This window comes from Salmonella sp. HY31 (assembly GCF_042604575.1).
Classification (GTDB): domain Bacteria; phylum Pseudomonadota; class Gammaproteobacteria; order Enterobacterales; family Enterobacteriaceae; genus Salmonella; species Salmonella diarizonae.
Genome location: NZ_CP170479.1, coordinates 3239201 through 3257196, shown reverse-complemented (window position 1 = coordinate 3257196; position 17996 = coordinate 3239201). Strand labels below are relative to the sequence as shown.

Here is a 17996-nt window from a genome sequence, read left to right as displayed (position 1 = left end):
ACAGATAAATGTCCGTTTTCGACATGGTTGGCCACCTTTGCGGTGGCCTTTTTTATGGCGATGTCTTGCCTGCGACTCATGTTGTTTTGTTTAAAAGGTATTATTTTTTGCGAAAAGCATCATTTTTCCCTGAGAGACAATACGGCATATTATTGCCTTTAGTCGAGCCATTGCCGGGGAATACGTATGTCACTGCCATGTCGTCAGGAACGCTATTTACAACGTTTTTATACCCTCGCCAGGCTTTTTACTGCGGCGACTGACTTTACCACTTTCGTTGTTGATATTAACGGGAAAACGCAGGCCGAAAATATGGTCTGCAATCCGTTTTGCGCCCTGATGCGCGCTCATGATGATTACGCGCAATATTGCCAGCAATGCGACAGATATTGCGCCTGGCACGCTTTACATATGGCAAAACCGCAGATCCTGAACTGTTATGCCGGATTAAGCTTTTTCGCTGTTCCGTTAGTGGACAATCAGCAGGTTTGCGGTTTTATTCTTTGTGGTAAGGTGCGGGTAAAATATCAGGAGTACAGGGCTATTGATTTGATGAATATTGCTGACTGGGAGAATGACGCGCTCTTAAACCGTGTATGGCAGAATCTAAAGATCATTGATAATAATCGTTTGACGGCGGCGGTAAATTTACTCAGTTTTGTCATTAACTCTCTCTCGTCAAATAGTGATGCCGATGCTCAGGAAAATCTGATAGCGGTAACTGAGGCGGATCATTCTCTTTCCCGACATGAGAAAAAACGCGTTGCCGCATTGCGTTATATTGAAGATAACCTCTATAGCGAATTGACGCTTGAATCTGTGGCCGCGTATGTTTGTCTGAGTCCGAACTATTTTAGCCGTTTCTTTAAAAAACGGCAGGGTATAAACTTTAAAACCTGGGTTAATCAAAGACGAATGCAGCGCGCCGGTGAGTTACTTTGTCATACCGATCAGACCATCGATAATATCGCCAGAAAGCTGCAATACGCGCAAACCAGTTATTTTTGCCGTGTTTTTCATGCTACCTATCACATGTCTCCCCAGATGTACCGCCGGCGTAAATCGCTTGTTTAACGATGTAATAAAACATCTCTTTTTGCTAATAAGAACACAGGTATTATTTTCCTGAAGTATTAGAGAAAGTGTTTTATAAACTACATGAACTTTTTCAGGTTGAGACAGGTTAACTTGAGAAATTATTAAGAACTTATTGACACTATCCGTTCGCAATTAATCACGTTTAAATTGTGTTTATTGCTGTAGTTGCGTATTATTGGTTAATATTTGATCGCCACCAGTATGTCTGAAACATGGGATGGGTCAATGAAATTTATAGAGGAAATAAAATATAACTCTCAGTGGGAATCTGAGTGGCTATATTAATTTTATTATTTAAACTTTTTTTGTACGCTGCATATGGAAGACGTTATGAGAGGAAAAATACCCAAGACTGAATTGCTGGTAACCTTCGAAGTAGTCGCGCGTCACGAAAGTTATACCCGGGCAGCCGAGGAGCTGGCGCTAACGCAGAGTGCGGTGTTCAGACAAGTGAATGCGCTGGAAGAATTTTTGCATACCTCATTATTTAATCATGCCAAAAAAAGGATTTTTTTAAATGCTGCCGGAAAGCATTATCTGAGTATCGTTAAAGAAACGCTTAACAAACTGGAGCGAGATACAAACTCTATTATGACCTGGCAACCTACCGTTCAGGTTATCGAACTGGCGGTAAATCCCACTTTTAGTACCCACTGGCTAATCCCGAACTTACGTGAATTTAATAAATTAAATCCGGATATTATTGTCAATATCCATTCGCTGGCCAATATTGGCGATTTTCTTAACCGGGAGTACGACGCCGCCATTATGCGGGAGGACTTCTGTTCTCCGTGGTCAGAAAGAGAATACTTATTCGAAGAAGAGATTTTGCCGGTATGCAGCGGGAGCTTACTGTCTCAGCCGCGGCAAAAGCTGGCGGTTGATGAGCTACTGAACGAATTTACGCTTTTGCACCAAAGCACGCGCATCAATGGCTGGCAGGAGTGGTTCGCGCTTTCAGGCGTCAGCAGCCTACAGGTCAATAAAGGACCGCGTTTTGATCTCTTGTCGATGCTGATCGCGGCGGTGCGCTCTAACCTGGGTGTGGCGCTATTGCCCCGGTTTGCCATTCAGCACGATCTGGATAATGGCGATATGGTGATTCCGTGTGATGTCCCGATACGTACCGGGAATCGGTTTATCATGACCTGGCGCGAAGATAAAACGGAGTCCTGTCATCTTCAGGTCTTTCGCGAGTGGCTATTGAAAAAATCAGCGGTTTCCAGGGAGAACTAAGCTCAATAAGCCGGATAAGCGCACAAGCGCCATCCGGCATAAAATATGTTACCAGTCAATACCCGCCTGCGCCTGAATCCCACTGTCAAAAGCGTGTTTCACCGGGCGAAGCTCGCTAACCGTATCGGCGAGCTCCAGAAGCCGGGCGTGGCATCCGCGTCCGGTAACGATCACGCTTTGCGCCGGAGGACGGTTGCTAATCGCGTCGATCACCTCCTGGGTCTCCAGATAGTGATAAGACAGCATCCAGGTCAACTCATCCAGCACGACCAGATCGTAGCGCGGATCGGCCAGCATTCGCTTACTCTCCAGCCAGACCGCTTCTGCCGCCTCTTTGTCCGCTTCGCGATCCTGCGTCTCCCAGGTAAAGCCGGTTCCCATAATATGGAATTCCACGCCAAGCGGATGCAGCACGTTGTATTCGCCGTTATCCCACTGGCCTTTGATGAACTGCGCGACGCCAACCGTTTTGTGATGGCCGACGGCGCGTGTCACGGTGCCGAAGGCGGCGGTAGACTTACCTTTTCCATTGCCGGTAAAGACGATCAGCACCCCTTTTTTAACCGTCGCCGCCGCCACGCGGGTATCCACCTGCGTTTTTAGCCTCTGCTGCCGTTGGCGATGGCGTTCGGTATTGTCTCGCGTTTCCATTAAGATCTCCTTACTGGCCTGCCGGACAGGAGGCGCAGCGATGCTGTTGCTCAAACTGGCTGAAGAAATTATTGCCTTTGTCGTCCACCAGTACGAAGGCGGGCAGACCTTCGACTTCCATCATCCAGACCGCTTCCATTCCCAGTTCGGGGTATTCGAGGCAGCGCAGGTTTTTTACATACTGCTGCGCCAGTAGGGCCGCCGCGCCGCCGATACTGCCGAGGTTAAAGCCGCCATGCTTCCGGCACGCTTCGGTCACCTGTTGGCTGCGGTTGCCTTTCGAGAGCATGATTAAACTACCGCCCGCCGCCTGGAAGGCGTCCACATAGCCATCCATGCGCCCGCCGGTGGTTGGGCCAAGCGATCCGCAGGCAAGGTTGTCCGGTGTTTTGGCCGGGCCGGCATAGTAGACGATATGGTTTTTCATATAGTCCGGCATCGGTTCGCCGCTATCCAGCCGCGCTTTAATTTTGGCATGGGCAATGTCGCGGGCGACCACAATCGGGCCGCTTAATGAAAGACGCGTGCCGACCGGTAGCGCGGCGAGATCGCGCCGGATATCGCATAGCGGACGATTCAGGTCGAGCTGAATGCTTTGCGCGTTATTTTCCACGCGGCAGGATTCAGGAATAAATTTTCCCGGATGGTGCTCAAGTTTTTCCAGCCAGATACCGTGTTTATTGATTTTCGCTTTGATGTTACGGTCGGCGGAGCAGGAGAGCGCCATCGCGATGGGGCAGGAGCCACCGTGGCGAGGCAGGCGGATCACGCGGATGTCGTGGGCGAAATACTTACCGCCAAACTGTGCGCCAATGCCAAATTCGCGGCTGGCGTTGAGTAGAGCGGTCTCAAGCTCGGTATCGCGGAACGCCTGGCCCAGTTCATTCCCGTGGTCAGGCAGGTTATCGTAATATTTGGTTGAGGCCAGTTTCGCCGTTTTCAGCGCCTGGTCGGCGGATAAGCCGCCCACGACAAAAGCGATGTGGTACGGCGGGCAGGCGGCGGTTCCCAGCGTTTTCATTTTTTCTACCAGGAATGCGGTGAGTTTTTCCGGCTGCAGAATTGACTTTGTCTCCTGGAATAGCGCGGCTTTATTGGCCGAACCGCCGCCTTTATTGACGAACAGGAAACGGTATTCGCTGCCCGGCGTGGCGCTAATGTCTATCTGCGCGGGAAGGTTGGTTTGGGTATTCACCTCGGTATACATATCCAGCGGCGCATTTTGCGAATAACGCAGATTATTTTCCTGAAAGGTAAGATAGACGCCTTTACTTAACGCCTCGGCATCATCGCCGCCAGTCCAGATACGCTGCCCTTTGCTTGCGACAATCGTGGCGGTGCCGGTGTCCTGGCAGTTCGGCAGAACGCCTTTGGCCGACACTTCGGCGTTACGTAATAGTTGCAGGGCGACGTACTGGTCATTATGACTGGCCTGCGGGTCGTGCAGAATGTCGGCAATCTGTTGCAAGTGCGCGGCGCGCAAAAAGAAAGAGGCTTCGTAAAAGGCGTGTTGCGCCAACAGGGTCAGCGCTTCCGGCGCTACGCTAATTACCTCTTCGCCATCCAGCTCTCTCACCGTAACATACCGATCGCTGAGGAGTTGATATTCCGTATTATCTTCACTCTGAACAAAAAGTTCCTGCCAGACAAATGGTTTTGACATAGTTACTTCTCACCTTTAAGTTTTTTTGCCGGATAGCGGCGTACCGTGCTATCCGGCCTGGGAAAATGCGCGAGCCGACATTATTTAATGCGCTATAAAGAGATTGGCCTGTGTCGCATGGGCGATATACGCAATAGTTTGCTGGGCGCGAACGCTATTACCGGCCTCATCCAGCGGCGGAGAGTAGACAGCGATAGCGTATTGCCCCGGTACTACAGCAACCATCCCGCCGCCAACGCCGGATTTCGCCGGCATACCGACGGTGTACAGCCATTTGCCGCTGCCGTCATACAGCCCTGCTATCGCCATTTCCGCCAGTACCTGCGGCACGTAGCTTTCATTGAGCAACTGCTTGCCGTTGAAAGGCGATTTGCCTTTGTTAGCGAGTACCGCGCCCATTTTGGCGAGCTGCTCAACGGTGATATCTACGGAGCACTGGCGGGTATAAATTTCGACGGCTTCCTGAGTATTGCCATAAAAGCTGTTATAAGAATTCATCAGCATCGCCAGCGCCTGGTTGTGCTGATTAGTTTCCATTTCCGACTGGAATACGGGTTCGTTAACGGTGAGTAAGGCATCGGCCCATGCGTTCAGGTTATCGAGGATTTTGTTCCAGCGATCGGTTTTGTCTTTCGCCTCAATCAGGCTGACGGTGCTCATGGCGCCGGCATTGACCAGCGGATTTTCCGGCGCGCCTTTGGTGAGTTCAACGGCTAAACCCGAATTAAAAGGCAGACCGGTGGCGTTGGCGCCAAGTTTATCCAGCACTACCTGCGGCCCGTGTTGTTCCATCGCCAGCGCCAGCGTGAAGACTTTGCTCAGGGACTCCATCGGAAACGCTTTTTTCACGTCGCCAGCCTGATAAATTTTGCCGTCGACCGTGGCGAGCGTAATGGCGAAATTGTTGGGGCTATAGGTCGCCAGCGCGGGGATGTAGTCGGCGACTTTACCGTCATGATTGCTTTTAAACTTCTGGTGCGCCTGTTCGATAAGCGAGGCGTAGTCCGGCGTGGTTTGCGCCAGCGTATTTACGCTAAACAATAAGCTGAAGGTTAATATGCTCGCGCCAAAAAATTTTACGTTCATGGTGCAACCCTGTTGGTTTGATGATCATATTGCCGGATGGCGGTACAAGCCCCTTATCTGGCCTATAGCAGGCGCCATCCGGCAAGTGTTTCGTATCAGGACATCGCGACTTCAGACGGCTCGTTGGCAGGTTGTTCCCGCTCCGTCGCCTTCTCCGGGGCTTTACCCCGACAGCCTGCGCCGAAGTGTTCGCCTTCCCAACGGCTGACAATCGCCGCGCCCATTGCGTTACTCATCACGTTAGTGGCGGAACGGCCCATATCGAGGAATGGATCGACGCCCATCAGCAGAATCAGACCCGCTTCCGGAATATTGAACTGGTTAAGCGTGGCGGCGATAACCACCATAGACGCGCGCGGTACGCCCGCCATCCCTTTGGAGGTCAGCATCAGGATCAGCAGCATAGTGATCTGCTCGCCCATGCTGAGATGGACGTTACAGGCCTGGGCGATAAATACGGTGGCAAAGGAGCAGTAGGCCATCGAACCGGCCAGGTTAAAGGAGTAGCCAATCGGTAAGACAAAGCTGGCGATTTTTGACGAGACGCCAAATTTCTCCAGTTTATTCAGCGTGCCGGGAAACGCGGCTTCAGAGCTGGAAGTGGTGAAGGCCAGCAACGCGGGTTCGAAAATCGCTTTCGTCAAACGGCTGATGCAAGGGCCGACAATCATGGCTGACAGCCCAATCAGAATTGCCCAGAGCATACCCAGCGTCAGATAGAATTCACCCATAAAGATCCCGGCGCTGACCATTACCCCCAGCCCGCGTTCGGCAATCAGTCCGGAAATCGCGGCAAACACGGTTAACGGTGCGAACAACATTACGTAACCGGTCAGTTTCAGCATCACGTAGACCAGTGAGTCGAGCACCTTAACAATCGGTTCCGCCTTTTCGCCGATTGCCGCCAGGCTGCAGCCGAGGAAAATAGAGAACACGACAATTTGCAGAATTTCATTACGCGCCATCGCATCCACGATACTGGTCGGCACGGCATGAGAAATAAACACCTTCAGAGTGAAGGGTTCGGACTGAACGGCGGCAACGGCGCCCGCATCGTGCGGTACAAAGTTAATGCCCACGCCCGGCTGGAATAAGTTCATTATCACCAGACCGAGCGCAATGGATAACAGCGAGGCGCAAATAAACAGGAAAAAAGTTTTAGAGAAGATACGCCCCAGCGTTTTGGCATCGCCCATTTTCGCAATACCGACGACCAGAGTTGAAATAACCAACGGGGCGATAATCATTTTCACCAGGCGTAAGAAAATAGTGGTGAAAATAGAAATTTCCTGAGCATATGTTTTCGCGGCCCCTGCCGAGACCATATTATTAATGACCACTCCGGCAATCATACCGAGTATCAAACCTAAAATGATCATTTTTGTTAAGTTTATTTTCTTCATTATTGCTCCATCGGATAAAGGTTGGCGTATAAGTTGTAGGGCGGCGAACGCCTGAGCCGAAAGACCGCTCAAGCGTTAGTCTGTTGTGACCAACCGCATGAATAATCAGGAGTACGAAGTAACAGCAGAATCCTGTACCCCAATGGATGTTGTTATATTTATGCCTACAGCTCTAACTCAATAGCGAGTAAGGGTGCATGTTGTTGCGCGCCGTATACGTCGTTATCGCCGACGTTCCCGGAAATGATATCTCGGGGCATCACGATTTTTACGGCGTTAGCCGGATCAAACCAAATAATACGATGAATAAAATCAGGCTTCACATTATATAAACCGGCAATAAGCTGCGGCGTTAATTGTTCCGAAGCTTTGACGCGCTGATAATCCTCTCGGGTCTTAAATAAAATATCTAATACCAGTTCGTAGGGGCCAGCATTTTTGGATCGGATGACCTGCGCCAGTGAACAAATAGACTGTTTCATGCCTGGACTCCTTCTGGCGTTACCTGTTCGAGGCGGAAATCAAAGCGCAACGCATCGCTGGCTTCAATCAAATGGTAAATAGAAAACTCATACACCGGGCCGCTTTGAATATCAGACGGCGAGAACGGGAAGGCGAGGTTGCCCGCAGTGGCGATCCGGTTTTCATAGCCGTAATGCAGCAGGGTAGAGCGTACCAGCGAACAGACGCTATTAGCGATATCCTGCGTTGGGGCGACCACGTCCAGCAGAATCCCCAGTTCGTGTCCGGCGGTTTGCATCGGTTCATGGTTGCCCATGACGCCATTTTTCCCGTACAGATGGAAAGTCATGCGGATGCTGTCATCGGTTAGAGACAGATTACGCGCCACGCTGGCTTTCACCTCGTCAAGGATCGTGTCAATTCCGGCAATCATGATCGGGTCGCGCGTGCCGGCGATGGTCAGGCAGCGGAAGCCGACCTGACGCGCGCCTTCCAGTTTCAGCGCATATGGCGTCGCTTCATGACGGGAACCGCTGACGTACACTTCGCCATCGTTGACGGCTTTAAAGCTGCACCCTTTCAGATTCAGCACGCCACCCGGCCCCGGCAGGAAGTACGGATCGGATTTCTCATACAGGGTGTGCGCCGCGGCGGACGTTTCGGTGAACTTACGTTGCGGATTGAAGGTTTTCAGCGTAAAGCCGTTGTCGTCAATGATGCCCATTGCACAGTCGGAACCGGACCCCGGCGTGGCGGCAATCGCCGCGCACTCCAGGATCTTACCGCAGTGCAGCGCCAGTCCTTCATCAAAGCCCTGCATAATTGGCAACGCCGCGAAGCAGGCCGGATCATAGGCGCGGCCGCCCAGCACCACCTGCGCGCCGGCTTCCAGCGCCCGCTGGAAAGGCTCGATCCCCATTTGCGCGACGATATAAGTACTTTCTTCAATGGCCTCGTGGGTCAGTTCCGGCACGAACTCCAGCGCGGTAATTTTGCCGTTATCCAGCGCCTGATGGACGATCGCTTTATCCACATCGGAGGGGATAAGCGCCAGTGAGAAAGTGAGATTCTCTTCCTGCGCAATCTCAAGGATTATCTGGCGACACCACGCCAGGTGCGGCGCGGCGCCGGAACCGCCGGCAGTGCCGATCACCACCGGAATGTTATTTTTTACGCCAGCGGTAATCATATAGCGCAGATCGCGTTTCACTCCGGCCCGATCGGTAAAGGGCTTACCTGCCCCCAGATAGTGAGGGCCCGGATCGGAAGAACCTGCATCGACGGCAATCAGATCCGGCGATTCCTCCATCGCTTTGCGAAAACTTTCCTCCGGGAAGCCATATCCCAGAATAGCGGTCGGCGATAGAATTTTAAAGGTACGAGCCATCTCTCACTCCTTAGCCTGTAACAGCGCGATGGTGCGAGTCATTTCGTTAAATACGATGTCGAGACCTTCATCGAAACCCATCCCCGGTTTCACCAGCATCCGCATGGGGCGCGCGGCCAGCGCGACGTGGACGCAGGTGCGGGCGCTGATCTCGGTTTCGTTACAGGTTCCGCCCTGATAGGCCTCCATGGCGTGTTTGTTGCAGTACAACACCGCGTCAACGATGTTGTGAATGCCACCGAGATCCGGGGTTTTGATCTGCACCATGTGACAGCTACCGGCGTCGGTGAAATCCACGATATCCTGATAGGTGTTACACCACTCGTCGGCGACAATCTTCACGCCGGAGCCCTGGCGGGTCAGCTCTTTGGTAATCGCGGTCAGCAGGCGGATTTGATCCGGTTTATTGCCCGCGTCGACCGGGCCTTCAATGTACAGCGGCAGGCCCTGCGCCTCTTTTTCCAGGCTGGCGATATATTCAGCGCAGCGCAGCGGGTCCATATCGAAGATCAGACCGATCGTGCCGTAGACGTCGATATGCAGCGTCGGGTGATAGCGTGGGCTGGTACGCAGACTTAAAATACGGTCGGACAACCATCGCACATACTCACGCAGTTTTTCACCTTTCAGACCCAGCTTCTCTTCGACATTGTTGATCAGTGCGTGAGGCAGGACATCGACGCCTTTAAGGATCATTTTATCAACGGCGATGTAGCGATCGTCACCGCTCTGGCCAAATAACGGAATGGCTTCCGGTACGCACGGCAGTTGCCATTCGTCGCACACCACTTCTGTTTTCAGGCGGCCTGTCGCCAGCGCGGTAGCGTCGAGCAGCGCCTGAGAAAGGCCATAGCGAACGGCGGTATGCAGCAGGTTGCCGTCAATGCGCAGCTTGTCGAAGAAGCGGGCGTTCGGCAGGAATGTGTCGACATCGCGGCCTTCCAGCAGCGGCTTAATATGGGTGTTCAGGAACGGGATAAAGTGATCCGCGAGGAACAGCGGATCGCGGCCGCCCGCGCCGGAGTACTGGACGGCGGCGCAGTCACCAACCGCCACCGCGCCGTTTTCCAGAATCAGCTGAACGGAAACGCATTCGCCAGCCTGGCGCACGGAGGTAAAGCCAGGGGTGACCGGCGCACCGGTATAAATGAATCCATCATGACCCGCGCCGTTTTTAATCGCCTGCTGATCGTCAAAATAGAATGAAGAATAACCCGCGGTGAAAAGGGCTTGTTTAATTTTCATTATGGTCTTCCTATTAATTTACTGTGGGATACCGCGTTGATGTCATCAACAACCATCTGGAATGAGGGCTTGCGTCCTTCAAAATGCGCGCGCTCGGCGACGTAATCGTGGTGCAGAGCGAGAATGTCCTGCGGCAGCGGAACCGCGCCCGCTTCCAGCACGCGAATCGCGCCGGTGTTATCGCGTACGGGCAGGATTTTGCCGGCGTTGCAGGCGGCTGGCGCAAAAGGCACATCCAGTACGCCCGCTTCGAAGGCCAGCACCGTTCCGCGCGCTACATCGCCATTGCCTAACTCAAAGACTCTCTTCAGTACGGCGCGCACTTCGCTCTTAATCAGCTCGACTTCCTGGTCGACGGCGGGGCAGGGCGGGAATTTCTGATCGCTAACCATATTGAGCATCTGGCGTGAGGCTTTCAGCCCCTGCGCGTTAGCGGCAGCGGTTGGAATGCCGAACGCTTCGTGCGGGCTCTTGGTAATGACTTTGGTCGCGCCGGACATACCCGCTACCGCCGCGCCCCAGGAGATGACGGCAAACGCTTTGGATTCATCTTCCGGGAAACCGCCCATCCACTGATGGAATACGGTGCTCAGCTCATAATCGTCATAGCCGTAGTTCTGGAAATATTCGTGGGACAGTTCGCGCAGCGACTGAATTGCCGCGATGTCCTGGGTCAGACAACCCACCTGGCCGTAGCCGACGGTGATGGATTTCACACCCTGTTCCAGCGCCAGCAGGCCTTCGATAATCGCCACCGCGTGCGACATAAACGGCGGAATTAACGTCCCGGTCAACGGGCCGAACGGTTCGCGGTTAATACGAATGCCGTGCTCTTCGTACATGCCCATCAGGCGGTCGCAGTACTGCCAGTCGCGGATCGATTTTTCCAGCGTCACGCGTTTGGCATAAGGGATGTTGTAGGAGATGCCGCCGCCTTCGTAGCTGGTGAAGCCGCTGGCCATGGCAATTTCCGCCAGCAGGCGCGCATCCGGCGTACCGTGACGCACCTGAATCGGTTTTTCCAGCGCTTCGGTCATCCGGCGGCAGGCCGCCACGCCGTGGTTAACTACGGGCAAGCCGTTCAGTTTGGAGGTTCCCGCCTCGATCGATTTCTGAATACCGACCGCCGCTTCTTCGTAGCGGTTCAGACGGGTATAGGCATCAATCGTGCTGGGCAGCAGATCGCACTCTTCCTGCAGGGTTTTAAGCAGCGCAATGTGCTCATCCATCAGCGCCACGCCCGCGCGCGGCTGGCTCAGGGTTCTGCCTTCCCGATCGGCCTTCAGCAAGGCCTGCGAGAAACGTTTTTGCTCAGGAATGGTTTGTTGATACTTCACACCATCTTCAAAATTTTCAACCTCTTTACCGGTATGCCAGGTCTGCAACACCTGATGCCGTTCGGTCATGAATTCATCATGGGTTAACTTCTTATTCTGGAGTTCCATTCGTTGCTGCCTTAGTTTTTATCGGGTTAAACAGTGAATGCTGGTGCGAGCGGCGAGCTGCGGGTAGAGTCTGGCGACATTCGCCAGCAGAGGAAGCAGGCCTTTCGAATCACGGTAATAGTCAAACTGGTTTGGTAGGAGAATGCGTTTGCCGTCGTCATTAAGCTCCCGGTATTTCAACCAGCGATGAATATCAAACTGACCGGCGCGGGAGAGCCAGCCGCCGGAACCAATCACTTTGCGCACGGTGGTCAGATCGCGCCCCATCTGCAGATCGACATTGCCGACACAGGTGCAGACCTGCTTTTTCGTTCCTGCGTGACGCTCGCTGGCATAGCCGACGCACAAACCGGCGAGGAGGGTATCAAAGTACTGTTCTTCTTCGCTGCGCGGCAGATAATCCGGCTGCGCCGTCAGATGACGCAAATAGTGATAAAAAGCCTGCTGACGCTCCGGCTGTTGAGCGAACACCACTTTCACCAGTTCTTCAGTGCTTTCTCCCACCACGACGGCGGAGACGCGCATGCCCAGATCGCCTTCAACGGTACGTTTGACGAACGGTTCCGGCACGCCGTGCAACACCGTATCGGGCGAGAGCGTATTGGCGCAGGCGGAGTAAACGTCGGTGGTGGCGCCGCCCATGTCGATGAGCATGAACTCTTTCCATGCGTTATCGATGTCGCTTATCGCCTTCACCAGTTCGTAAACCGTCCACGGCGTCGGCATTGGCTCTTCCCCGGTTTCACTGACGATAACGTCCAGGCCTTTGCCTTTCACGATGCGCGACAGGAAGACATCGCAAATCGCTTTGCGCGCGGCGTAAGGATTGGGGTGATCGAGATCGGGCAGAATATTGTCCACCGTAATGAGATCTTTATGGCCCAGAATCGCCTGGACTTGGTCCTGAATGTCGCGGTTGCCGGCGTAAATAATGGCGCAGTCCAGCGCTGATTCCGCCAGCGCGTGGGCGTTAGCCAGACCGTAGCTCTCTTCGCCGCCGTCAGTACCGCCGGTGAAGAGCAGAATGTCCGGCGGCGAGGCCTCCAGCTCGGCGATATCATGCTGGTTGAGTTTATAGGCGTAATACTGGGCGATTTTCGCGCCAGCGGAGTGGGCGGTGACTTTCGCCGATTCCAGGGTGATTGATGGCACCAGCCCCATCGCGGCGACGGCCAGCCCGCCTTTTGCGGAAGAGGAGTATTTAAGCTGTATGTCGCCGTTTTTCAGCAGGGGGCGCGCGTCGGCGACATTTAACACCTGGTTCAGACTGGCAAAAAATCCGTCTGCCAGATGATGCGTCGTCGTCGGCGTCAGCGCGTGATTAACCAGCGTTAATGCGTCCCCTTCCTGGGCGAAGAGGGCGGCCTTCGTCCATGTTGAGCCGATATCGACAGAAACTATCTGCATCACAGAGCCTCTTCAAGACAATGCTGCTCCACGCCGTGGCGCTGGTTGATATCGTTCGCCATCAGCTGACAAACGTCTTCAAGATCGTGGCTTGGCGCGAAGACGCGGTTAAAGCCCATCTCTTTAAATTTTGCTTCCACCCCGGCAAAGTCATGCTTGCCGACCACCAGATTGCCGCCGACATACAACAGGATGTCGCCGATGCCGCGTTCGATGCAGCGCTCGCGTAGTCCGAGGCAGTCGATATCGCCATGCCCGTAAATCGATGAAACGACGATCGCATCGGCGCCGGTCTCGATGGCGGCGTCAATATATTCATCCTGATTCACCATTACTCCCAGATTGATTACGCGAAAATCATGGGCAGTAAAAACACGATCTAAAACTTTATTGCCTACGGCATGGCAGTCCGCGCCAATGACGCCAATAACAAGCGTTGATTTTTTCATGGGTAATCCTCTCCAGGGATTGTTGTAAAGTAGTGCTTCTTTTAATATTTAGAATGCGGGAAGTTGCACTCTGTTAATATTGAATGAGTGTCTTTATAAGCGATGGGTGAAGCAATTGATCTATTTTCAAAATAACCTTCTTAAAATGATTATTTTGGTTGTGAAAATATAAAATAGCTTAATTATCAAATGGTTGTTTTGTTTCTCCTGAGAGGGTTTTTGCTTTCTAAAAAAACTACAAAAATAACTATGTGTTATTTTTGTGATATAACTCCAGTTTTATTTTTCGGGGCAAATATCAGCCTTTAGCCTATTAGCGCTGTAGAAATTCAGGATAAACTTGTGAGGATAGTAACAGAATCTTCGATATATTTATTATATAGAGATGAACACTGTTTTGTTAAAATAAAGAAAAATTAGCTAATAAATTGTTTGTTTGACCTTGACGGGCTGGAAAGCCAGGCCGCAATAATTAAGGGGATAATCCGACGCGATGAGCGGCGCTGATAGCTGACAGAGGAGGGGAGGCCTGTGAAGGTTAACGTGGAGAGCCAGAGGGCGCGTGTGCAATGAGATAGTTTCTTTGCGGTGTTAATTATAAGTAAAATAAAAATAGACTAAATGTATAAAATAATAAGTGTTGATAACCAGCAGAAAAAATCTGTGAGCTATTTAGCAATAATTGAACATCAATGTGGAATGTTTTTTACTGGATGCGGGGCAGTAAAAAACGCACAAAATGTTTAGCCTTACCGAATAAGCCTCTTTTTGCAGAGGGTTGGAAATTACTCTTTGTAAAAACAAAAAGTTAACAAAAAATTCACCATGCATTCAATGAATAAACATTATTAACATTAACTTTAAAAATTGATTTTAATCAATATTTAAATGTTGGAAAAGAGCATCAAAACTGGTTAAATTGCCCGTGATCAAATTCCCTGAAAAGCGATAGGTTAGGCATAAATTGATCGCTGTCGAAAAAAGCAAATCTGACCCACTAAAAACCTGTTTATTGTAAGGGTTTTACGGCGTAATATATTTGCGGGATCAATTTGGGTTTTTTATTAACATGTTTGTAACCTTTCATCATTACTGTTTCCTTCCCGAGGGGATAGTACGATGAGAGGCGGCAAATAAATTTGTATTGGGGCATGCGTGTGACCCTTTCTAACGGGGTTCACTCTCGGAGTCTTCATGCGATGAGCAAGGAGTCATGATGTTAGATATAGTCGAACTGTCGCGCTTACAGTTTGCCTTGACCGCGATGTACCACTTTCTGTTTGTGCCGCTAACGCTCGGTATGGCGTTCCTGCTGGCCATTATGGAAACGGTATACGTCCTTTCCGGCAAACAGATTTATAAAGATATGACCAAGTTCTGGGGCAAGTTGTTTGGTATCAACTTTGCTCTGGGTGTGGCTACCGGTTTGACCATGGAGTTCCAGTTCGGGACAAACTGGTCATACTACTCCCACTATGTTGGGGATATCTTCGGTGCGCCGCTGGCAATCGAAGGTTTAATGGCCTTCTTCCTCGAATCCACCTTTGTAGGTCTGTTCTTCTTCGGCTGGGATCGTCTGAGTAAAGTTCAGCATATGTGCGTCACCTGGCTGGTGGCTCTGGGGTCCAACCTCTCCGCGTTGTGGATTCTGGTAGCGAACGGCTGGATGCAAAACCCAATCGCTGCGGATTTCAATTTCGAAACCATGCGTATGGAAATGGTGAGCTTCTCTGAGCTGGTGCTGAACCCGGTAGCACAGGTGAAATTTGTTCACACTGTGGCGTCCGGCTATGTTACCGGCGCGATGTTCATCCTCGGTATCAGCGCTTACTACATGTTGAAAGGCCGTGACTTCGCCTTTGCTAAACGTTCCTTTGCTATTGCCGCCAGCTTCGGAATGGCTGCCGTGCTGTCCGTTATCGTACTTGGCGACGAATCCGGTTACGAAATGGGCGACGTGCAGAAAACTAAGCTCGCTGCGATTGAAGCAGAATGGGAAACGCAACCTGCTCCGGCCTCCTTTACCCTGTTCGGTATTCCTGACCAGGACAAACAGGAAAACCATCTGGCGATTCAGATCCCTTATGCGCTCGGCATTATCGCTACGCGTTCCGTGGACACGCCGGTTATTGGCCTGAAAGACCTCATGGTGCAGCATGAAGAGCGTATCCGTAACGGGATGAAAGCCTATGAACTGCTGGAACAGCTGCGCGCCGGTTCTACCGACCAGGCTGTTCGCGACCAGTTCAACAGCATGAAGAAAGATCTCGGTTACGGTCTGTTGCTGAAACGCTATACGCCTAATGTGACTGACGCGACCGAAGCGCAGATTCAGCAAGCGACGAAAGATTCCATTCCTCGCGTTGCGCCGCTGTACTTCGCCTTCCGTATCATGGTGGCATGCGGCTTCCTGCTGCTGGCGATCATCGCGCTCTCCTTCTGGAGCGTGATTCGTAACCGCATCGGTGAGAAAAAATGGCTTCTGCGCGCGGCGCTGTACGGTATTCCACTGCCGTGGATTGCGGTTGAAGCAGGTTGGTTTGTCGCCGAGTATGGTCGTCAGCCGTGGGCGATCGGCGAAGTGTTGCCGACTGCCGTGGCGAACTCATCGCTGACCGTGGGCGATCTGCTGTTCTCCATGTTCCTGATTTGCGGCCTGTATACCCTGTTCCTGGTGGCAGAATTGTTCCTGATGTTCAAATTTGCACGCCTTGGCCCAAGCAGCCTGAAAACCGGTCGCTATCACTTTGAGCAGTCCACCGTGACTTCTCAGCCGGCACGCTAAGACAGGAGTCGTCAAATGATCGATTATGAAGTACTACGTTTTATCTGGTGGCTGCTGGTTGGCATTTTGCTAATTGGTTTCGCCGTCACCGATGGGTTCGACATGGGGGTGGGGATGCTCACCCGTTTCCTCGGTCGTAACGACACCGAGCGTCGAATTATGATTAACTCTATCGCCCCGCACTGGGACGGTAACCAGGTGTGGTTGATCACGGCGGGTGGCGCATTGTTTGCCGCCTGGCCGATGGTTTACGCCGCGGCGTTCTCCGGTTTCTATGTGGCGATGATCCTTGTGCTGGCGTCTTTGTTCTTCCGTCCAGTCGGTTTTGATTACCGCTCTAAGATTGAAGACCCGCGCTGGCGCAACATGTGGGACTGGGGCGTGTTCATCGGTAGTTTTGTGCCGCCGCTGGTGATTGGCGTGGCCTTTGGCAATCTGTTGCAGGGCGTACCGTTCCACGTAGATGAGTATCTGCGTCTGTACTACACCGGTAACTTCTTCCAGTTGCTGAACCCGTTTGGTCTGCTGGCGGGCATCGTAAGCGTAGGGATGATCATCACGCAGGGGGCGACTTACCTGCAAATGCGTACCGTTGGCGAACTGCACCTGCGCGCGCGCGCCACCTCGCAGATTGCGGCGCTGGTGACATTAGTGTGCTTTGCGCTGGCGGGCGTTTGGGTAATGTATGGTATTGATGGTTATGTCGTGACATCCGCGATTGACCATCATGCCGCCTCTAACCCGCTAACTAAAGAAGTGGCGCGTGAAGCCGGCGCCTGGCTGGTGAACTTTAATAATGCTCCGATCCTGTGGTTGATTCCGGCACTGGGCGTGGTTCTGCCGCTGCTGACTATCCTGACTTCCCGTATGGAGAAAGGCGCGTGGGCATTCCTGTTCTCTTCGCTGACTCTGGCCTGCATTATTCTGACGGCGGGTATCGCTATGTTCCCGTTTGTGATGCCGTCCAGCACGATGATGAATGCTAGCCTGACCATGTGGGATGCGACATCCAGCCAGATGACGCTGAACCTGATGACCTGGGTTGCGGCGGTGTTCGTACCGATCATTCTGATCTACACCAGTTGGTGTTACTGGAAAATGTTCGGTCGTATCACCAAAGAACATATTGAAAGCAATACCCACTCTTTGTACTAAGTAAGGAGCTTAAAATGTGGTATTTCGCATGGATTCTTGGAACGCTTCTTGCCTGTGCATTCGGGATCATTACCGCCCTGGCGCTTGAGCACGTTGAAGCGGGTAAAACCGGTCAAGAAGAAAGCTAATGACCCCTATTATCGCAAAACTGTATGCGGTAATGGACAAGCGCCCGTTAAGGGCGCTTTCCTTCGTGATGGCGATAGTGCTGGCAGGATGTATGTTCTGGGACCCGTCACGATTTGCTGCGAGGACCAGCACGCTTGAAATCTGGCACGGATTATTGCTGATGTGGGCGGTTTGCGCAGGCATAATCCACGGCGTGGGTTTTTGCCTTGAATCCGTACACTGGCAAGGGATTTTTTGTCCGCTGCTTGCGGATATCGTCCTCATCGTCGGCCTGATTTTCTTCTTCTTGTGAATAAGAAACCTCCTTAAAAATATAGGGGCTTGCATAAGCCCATATATTTTTACTCTCCCTTAACTTTCCCCCATTCCCAAGCCTCATTCCCACGCGTATAGTA

16 protein-coding genes are annotated in these 17996 nt (G+C 52.1%); 6 read left to right on the top strand and 10 right to left on the bottom strand.

The genetic code is table 11. From position 1 onward, the window contains the following. Positions 1 to 186: 186 nt before the first annotated feature. Together ACE15A_RS15475 and ACE15A_RS15470 are read left to right on the top strand one after the other, a co-directional pair. Positions 187 to 1074 carry a PocR ligand-binding domain-containing protein gene (locus ACE15A_RS15475; protein WP_053510210.1) on the top strand — a complete coding sequence of 296 codons (888 nt, stop codon included), beginning with the start codon at positions 187 to 189 and terminating at the stop codon, positions 1072 to 1074. A gap of 354 nt (positions 1075 to 1428) precedes the next feature. Beyond that, positions 1429 to 2334 carry a LysR substrate-binding domain-containing protein gene (locus ACE15A_RS15470; RefSeq protein ID WP_053510208.1) on the top strand — a complete coding sequence of 302 codons (906 nt, stop codon included), beginning with the start codon at positions 1429 to 1431 and terminating at the stop codon, positions 2332 to 2334. A gap of 48 nt (positions 2335 to 2382) precedes the next feature. On the opposite strand, the gene cobO is transcribed toward ACE15A_RS15470, so the two are convergent. From cobO to glmS, 10 genes are all read right to left on the bottom strand, one after another. Continuing rightward, on the bottom strand, positions 2383 to 2985 hold the full coding sequence (gene cobO, locus ACE15A_RS15465; RefSeq protein ID WP_053510206.1) for a cob(I)yrinic acid a,c-diamide adenosyltransferase: 603 nt from the start codon (positions 2983 to 2985) through the stop codon (positions 2383 to 2385). Between the two features lie 10 nt (positions 2986 to 2995). Next, positions 2996 to 4648, bottom strand: coding sequence for a class I fumarate hydratase (locus ACE15A_RS15460; RefSeq protein ID WP_053510203.1), 1653 nt, complete (start codon positions 4646 to 4648; stop codon positions 2996 to 2998). A gap of 84 nt (positions 4649 to 4732) precedes the next feature. Beyond that, positions 4733 to 5734, bottom strand: coding sequence for a glutaminase A (gene glsA / locus ACE15A_RS15455; RefSeq protein ID WP_053510200.1), 1002 nt, complete (start codon positions 5732 to 5734; stop codon positions 4733 to 4735). Positions 5735 to 5829: 95 nt separating this feature from the next. After that, positions 5830 to 7137, bottom strand: a complete 1308-nt coding sequence (locus ACE15A_RS15450; RefSeq protein WP_053510198.1) for a dicarboxylate/amino acid:cation symporter — start codon at positions 7135 to 7137, stop codon at positions 5830 to 5832. Positions 7138 to 7301: 164 nt separating this feature from the next. Beyond that, positions 7302 to 7619, bottom strand: coding sequence for a DUF4387 domain-containing protein (locus tag ACE15A_RS15445; protein WP_053510197.1), 318 nt, complete (start codon positions 7617 to 7619; stop codon positions 7302 to 7304). After that, positions 7616 to 8986 (bottom strand): acyclic terpene utilization AtuA family protein, encoded by a 1371-nt coding sequence (locus ACE15A_RS15440; RefSeq protein ID WP_053510195.1) that lies wholly within the window; start codon positions 8984 to 8986, stop codon positions 7616 to 7618. The genes ACE15A_RS15445 and ACE15A_RS15440 overlap by 4 nt, the downstream gene beginning before the upstream one ends. A 3-nt stretch (positions 8987 to 8989) precedes the next feature. Further along, on the bottom strand, positions 8990 to 10231 hold the full coding sequence (locus ACE15A_RS15435; RefSeq protein ID WP_053510193.1) for a methylaspartate ammonia-lyase: 1242 nt from the start codon (positions 10229 to 10231) through the stop codon (positions 8990 to 8992). Next, positions 10231 to 11676, bottom strand: a complete 1446-nt coding sequence (locus ACE15A_RS15430; protein WP_053510191.1) for a methylaspartate mutase subunit E — start codon at positions 11674 to 11676, stop codon at positions 10231 to 10233. The genes ACE15A_RS15435 and ACE15A_RS15430 overlap by 1 nt, the downstream gene beginning before the upstream one ends. A gap of 18 nt (positions 11677 to 11694) precedes the next feature. After that, the gene (gene glmL / locus ACE15A_RS15425) at positions 11695 to 13083 is read right to left on the bottom strand and encodes a methylaspartate mutase accessory protein GlmL (RefSeq protein WP_053510189.1); all 1389 of its coding nucleotides are present in this window, start codon (positions 13081 to 13083) and stop codon (positions 11695 to 11697) included. Next, complete coding sequence (glmS, locus tag ACE15A_RS15420) at positions 13083 to 13532, bottom strand: methylaspartate mutase subunit S (RefSeq protein WP_053510187.1); 450 nt, start codon at positions 13530 to 13532, stop codon at positions 13083 to 13085. Before glmS ends, glmL begins: the two co-directional genes overlap by 1 nt. A gap of 1216 nt (positions 13533 to 14748) precedes the next feature. On the opposite strand from glmS, the gene cydA reads away from it, so the two are divergent. The 4 genes from cydA to ybgE are packed head-to-tail and all read left to right on the top strand — an operon-like array spanning position 14749 to position 17893. After that, positions 14749 to 16317: a cytochrome ubiquinol oxidase subunit I gene (cydA, locus tag ACE15A_RS15415; RefSeq protein ID WP_000884369.1), complete on the top strand. Its 1569-nt coding sequence runs from the start codon at positions 14749 to 14751 to the stop codon at positions 16315 to 16317. Positions 16318 to 16332: 15 nt separating this feature from the next. After that, positions 16333 to 17472, top strand: coding sequence for a cytochrome d ubiquinol oxidase subunit II (gene cydB, locus ACE15A_RS15410; RefSeq protein WP_000568255.1), 1140 nt, complete (start codon positions 16333 to 16335; stop codon positions 17470 to 17472). Positions 17473 to 17486: 14 nt separating this feature from the next. Continuing rightward, a complete protein-coding gene (cydX, locus tag ACE15A_RS15405; RefSeq protein ID WP_000270278.1) occupies positions 17487 to 17600 on the top strand; it encodes a cytochrome bd-I oxidase subunit CydX in 114 nt (37 codons plus the stop codon). Next, the gene (gene ybgE, locus ACE15A_RS15400) at positions 17600 to 17893 is read left to right on the top strand and encodes a cyd operon protein YbgE (protein ID WP_053510185.1); all 294 of its coding nucleotides are present in this window, start codon (positions 17600 to 17602) and stop codon (positions 17891 to 17893) included. Before cydX ends, ybgE begins: the two co-directional genes overlap by 1 nt. Positions 17894 to 17996 lie beyond the last annotated feature (103 nt).

Coding starts and splice junctions, on each gene's coding strand:
- ACE15A_RS15475 (WP_053510210.1), top strand. CDS start 187: ATGTCACTGCCATGTCGTCAGGAACGCTATTTACAACGTTTTTATACC.
- ACE15A_RS15470 (WP_053510208.1), top strand. CDS start 1,429: ATGAGAGGAAAAATACCCAAGACTGAATTGCTGGTAACCTTCGAAGTA.
- cobO (WP_053510206.1), bottom strand. CDS start 2,985: ATGGAAACGCGAGACAATACCGAACGCCATCGCCAACGGCAGCAGAGG.
- ACE15A_RS15460 (WP_053510203.1), bottom strand. CDS start 4,648: ATGTCAAAACCATTTGTCTGGCAGGAACTTTTTGTTCAGAGTGAAGAT.
- glsA (WP_053510200.1), bottom strand. CDS start 5,734: ATGAACGTAAAATTTTTTGGCGCGAGCATATTAACCTTCAGCTTATTG.
- ACE15A_RS15450 (WP_053510198.1), bottom strand. CDS start 7,137: ATGAAGAAAATAAACTTAACAAAAATGATCATTTTAGGTTTGATACTC.
- ACE15A_RS15445 (WP_053510197.1), bottom strand. CDS start 7,619: ATGAAACAGTCTATTTGTTCACTGGCGCAGGTCATCCGATCCAAAAAT.
- ACE15A_RS15440 (WP_053510195.1), bottom strand. CDS start 8,986: ATGGCTCGTACCTTTAAAATTCTATCGCCGACCGCTATTCTGGGATAT.
- ACE15A_RS15435 (WP_053510193.1), bottom strand. CDS start 10,231: ATGAAAATTAAACAAGCCCTTTTCACCGCGGGTTATTCTTCATTCTAT.
- ACE15A_RS15430 (WP_053510191.1), bottom strand. CDS start 11,676: ATGGAACTCCAGAATAAGAAGTTAACCCATGATGAATTCATGACCGAA.
- glmL (WP_053510189.1), bottom strand. CDS start 13,083: ATGCAGATAGTTTCTGTCGATATCGGCTCAACATGGACGAAGGCCGCC.
- glmS (WP_053510187.1), bottom strand. CDS start 13,532: ATGAAAAAATCAACGCTTGTTATTGGCGTCATTGGCGCGGACTGCCAT.
- cydA (WP_000884369.1), top strand. CDS start 14,749: ATGTTAGATATAGTCGAACTGTCGCGCTTACAGTTTGCCTTGACCGCG.
- cydB (WP_000568255.1), top strand. CDS start 16,333: ATGATCGATTATGAAGTACTACGTTTTATCTGGTGGCTGCTGGTTGGC.
- cydX (WP_000270278.1), top strand. CDS start 17,487: ATGTGGTATTTCGCATGGATTCTTGGAACGCTTCTTGCCTGTGCATTC.
- ybgE (WP_053510185.1), top strand. CDS start 17,600: ATGACCCCTATTATCGCAAAACTGTATGCGGTAATGGACAAGCGCCCG.